The sequence below is a fragment of the Klebsiella sp. TF21-TM genome, from assembly GCF_019753495.1.
Classification (GTDB): domain Bacteria; phylum Pseudomonadota; class Gammaproteobacteria; order Enterobacterales; family Enterobacteriaceae; genus Klebsiella; species Klebsiella quasipneumoniae.
Genome location: NZ_JAIJYL010000086.1, coordinates 1 through 2,148, shown reverse-complemented (window position 1 = coordinate 2,148; position 2,148 = coordinate 1). Strand labels below are relative to the sequence as shown.

Here is a 2,148-nt window from a genome sequence, read left to right as displayed (position 1 = left end):
CTGCAACTCCGAGCGGAGAAACGCCTTAATGACCGTGTCAGTCTGTACGTTGGGTTGTACGTCCATACGCTCTCCAGGATACTTTTAAATCGCGCTACTTCGGTTACTGAAAGAGGTTTTATTATATCATAGCAATCCGAGGGAGAGTAGAAAAGGGTTAATCACAAATAGTATAAAGCACTATCTTCGTTTTAGTTCCAAGAGCAAGAATATCCGAATTTTCACCAATATCATTAGGCACTTTTTTGAAAAAACCGTCGATAAGCGACATCTTTCATTGGTATCTTTTTTGAAAAAAGTTACCAATGGGGAAAAATCTTCATTTGTAACTTTTCCTGGAATAGTGACCAATGGACAACAGATTTTCATCCTCCATCATTTGTAACTATTACGCAAAAAGTTACTTATGTATAAGGGTAACTATTACTGGTTCGCAAAAAAGTTACTTTTCCATCTCCACGGTTGCGAGAAGTGGTTTTACGGGAGGTGGAACGCACACTGTGTGGGCCTCAGGCAGAGGTTGCTGGTCGTGCTCACAAGAAAGTTACTTTTTTGCCGACGACATGAGCACAAAAAAATTAAAAAAAAATGCAAACACCCTTGTTAGTTCAGAAAAATCTTTTTGGATTCCTGTAGTCTGTGAGAATGGAGGAGTTGATATGAACCCGATAATTACGGCACATCAGGAAATCGTTATCGAAAACTCGGTTCGCTATATCGAGTTACTGAAATCAGAAGCGACAAAAATTCTGGATGAATACTGGGAGAACTGGAAGGCACGAAATCAGTTGATATCCCAGACCACGTATGCAAACGGGGGAAATTCATGCCCGGTCGATTCGCACCGGTGTTTAAAAGGTCGGCTCATCGCAAAAGCTGACAATTGTATGGAAAGATTTTTCGCCCAGGTTCAAAAACAAAATTGAACATCATGGCGTGGTTGTTAAACCTAAACTCGGAGGATACAGCGTTAGTTGTTTTAAAAATGCCCTGGACTGGGAACTGGAGATGTTCCTGGAAACAGAAAACAAAATTAAACCGATCCGTGAACTACTCGCGGAATACCATCAACGAAAACTGGCCGACATCAAAAGACTGGAAAAACTGAAGAGGTTAATATAATGGCTGACAACGCATCCCCAAAAACTGAACCGCGCAATCAACGTAACGCTGGCAATAACCGCCCGTTAGGGATGGTCATTTCAAAATTAAAGCCACTTTCAAGTGAGTTCTATACGCACTTTCATGAAAAAAACAGAGCCTGCCTGCACCAGTTTAACGCCATTTCCAATGCAATTTATAATATTTTCCGGCTGATAGAAGGTGACCAGGCGACAATCACTAAAGTTCAGAAATGGCTCTCCGGTGTTTACGATGAACTGTCGGGTAATGTAAATACCTTCAAAGAGCAGACTGACAAAAATGTCGCCAGACTGCCTCTGGATGATTCATCATTCGAAGGGTTTGACTATGGTGAATTTGAAATTCGCTGGAACCACCCAATGACCTATAAATTGCTGGATATTATCCGGACCATCAACGTCCTGACTCGTCAGGCACATCAGTTGTGGTTATATGGTCAGTTATCACAACAGGTTCATGACCGAATTATCCTGCAACTCCTGAGCTCACTGCGGGTTGCGATGGACAACATCACTAAAATACTGAACGCTGAAAACCGAGTGAATGGAAAATACGACGCTTTGCCATTCATCCAGAGCATTAAGCGGTTTAAATCGGTGGAACTTTATATTGCCAGTCTCGAAACTAAAGCCCCTGTTCAGTCCGGTCACAGTAACAGTTCTGCTGATGCTGGCAGTGAGCCGACATTAAAACCAGAAGAAGCAGCTGGCTCCGATAAACCATCTGACAAAACATAGCCTTCTGCAACTCCTGTTTCGGTACAATAACTCACAGGTTGATATGAGTATTATATCCAGGCTTTTTTTTAAAAATTATGGTCGCCCTCTTCGGAAGGCCTGACCACGATATTATTTTTGATACAGATGATGAGTACGATATCCCGCACACGCCTAACAAGGATGTGCAAAGCTATCTTGATTATCCAAGCAAGCCTGCGGGTATAACACTCTTTTCAGAGCGTGAGATTCTATCTGTACATGCTAACCGGTTACAGGAAATTAATAT

General features: G+C 42.0%; 4 protein-coding genes. All 4 read left to right on the top strand.

The window, feature by feature from the left end:
* Positions 1-659 precede the first annotated feature (659 nt).
* A complete protein-coding gene (locus K5R89_RS27715; protein WP_254242866.1) occupies positions 660-926 on the top strand; it encodes a hypothetical protein in 267 nt (88 codons plus the stop codon).
* On the top strand, positions 877-1,122 hold the full coding sequence (gene mobI, locus K5R89_RS27710) for a conjugative transfer protein MobI(A/C) (protein WP_254242867.1): 246 nt from the start codon (positions 877-879) through the stop codon (positions 1,120-1,122). The genes K5R89_RS27715 and mobI overlap by 50 nt, the downstream gene beginning before the upstream one ends.
* Positions 1,122-1,880 (top strand): hypothetical protein, encoded by a 759-nt coding sequence (locus K5R89_RS26915; RefSeq protein ID WP_065812870.1) that lies wholly within the window; start codon positions 1,122-1,124, stop codon positions 1,878-1,880. Before mobI ends, K5R89_RS26915 begins: the two co-directional genes overlap by 1 nt.
* Before the next feature lie 77 nt (positions 1,881-1,957).
* Positions 1,958-2,148 (top strand): hypothetical protein (locus K5R89_RS26910; RefSeq protein WP_217259639.1); only part of this gene is annotated, 191 nt, incomplete at its 3' end.

What these genes read in the sequence shown, in the direction of transcription:
- K5R89_RS27715 (WP_254242866.1), top strand. Translation starts at nt 660, where the DNA reads ATGAACCCGATAATTACGGCACATCAGGAAATCGTTATCGAAAACTCG.
- K5R89_RS26915 (WP_065812870.1), top strand. Translation starts at nt 1,122, where the DNA reads ATGGCTGACAACGCATCCCCAAAAACTGAACCGCGCAATCAACGTAAC.